General features: G+C 34.2%; 1 protein-coding gene. It reads left to right on the forward strand.

Annotation, left to right across the window (positions count from 1 at the left end):
* Window positions 1–1,117: 1,117 nt before the first annotated feature.
* A partial coding sequence (locus tag F6K54_RS23420) for an Rpn family recombination-promoting nuclease/putative transposase (protein ID WP_293082655.1) occupies window positions 1,118–1,457 on the forward strand: 340 nt, incomplete at its 3' end.

The raw sequence follows: 1,457 nt of genomic DNA on the forward strand, positions 1-1,457 counted from the left end.
TGGAGGGGCGAGTGGTGCGTTGACTTCTGAGTTCGTTAAGATGTTCCCTAAAACTCTTATGTTGGACTGATATCATGTCCGGATAAGAGCGTGATAAAAAAACTTGTTCCTCCTCATATAATAGTTTTCATAAGGCGTGAAGTACATCAATGAATGATCCCCCGCGCATCCCCCTTAAAAAGGGGGACTTCCAGTTCCCCCCTTTTCAAGCTATGCTTTATAAGCAAAATTCTTTACAAAAGTGGATAATGCCTATTATCAAAAGCTTACGAGCATTTTGTTGGTTTTACTGATTTGACAAATTGACTAACTTGTATACTCCTAAAAGTTGTTTTTTGTCGTTGCGATGGCAACGACACTAGGAGCTTTCAGACTTCCAAACATCAAATAATATTTTTGTCAAGTTTTATGTTAAGTAAAGATGTTTATAAAGCATAGCTTTTCAAGGGGGGTTATATCATGTCCGGATAATAGCGTGATAAAAAACTTTCTCCTTCAACTCCAGTTATTCTTCTTCCAACTTCAGTCTTCCCTCCTGACTCCTGAGGACTGACTCCTGACTCCTAAGTCGTTATTTATTTATAACTGTTCAACCGGACATGATATGACACATCTAAAATAGAGTAGGGGAGATTGAATATTGAAGAATTATAGAGTTATCAAAGTATATTATATCAAATCCACTCGGATTTGATATCAAAAAATGTTCCATTAAATCGCCATTGTCAAATCTTTCTCGATCTCCCCATCTTTACTGGTAAAGGTTTTTAATTCAACGTTTTATACCAATTCCTAAAAGTAACGCTATACTTTGGTAATACTTCAGTTATTAATTAATCAAAACAGGTAGAATCACCTTTTTACTAAAAATAGCCCAGTTAATGTTAATTATTCTTATTTTTTACTTTTCCCTGTACGGACGTTGCATGCAACGTCCCTACCCACTCCCCTGCTCAACAAAATGTAGAAAAGTTTTTGAGAAATGGTATTAGACGTGAAATAATTTCCGGAAATTACTGTAGCGTCAAAGTTTTGAGCCTATAAAATCTGACTTTTGACTTTTGACTTTTAACTTTTAACTTCGTTTCAGGTTATTTATACAGGGAGAAAAACTACTATGAAATTTATCAATCCCAAGGTGGATTATGCTTTTAAAAAAATCTTTGGTTCTGAGCAAAGCAAAGAGATTTTAATTAGTTTTCTGAATGCGATCATTTACGATGGAGAAAAAACTATTAAGGATTTAACAATTGTAAATCCTTTTAATCCTGATAAAATTATCAGTTTAAAAGAAACTTATTTGGATGTAAAAGCAGTTTTAATTGACGGCTCTATTGTAATTATTGAAATGCAAGTGGCACCAATGACTGCTTTTAATAAGCGGGTGGCTTACAATTTGTCAAAAGCTTATGCTAATCAGTTGGATAAAGGGGAGAATTATCCTTTATTAAATCCGG

Origin of the sequence: Okeania sp. SIO3B5 (assembly GCF_010692555.1) — a bacterium.
Lineage (GTDB): Bacteria > Cyanobacteriota > Cyanobacteriia > Cyanobacteriales > Microcoleaceae > Okeania.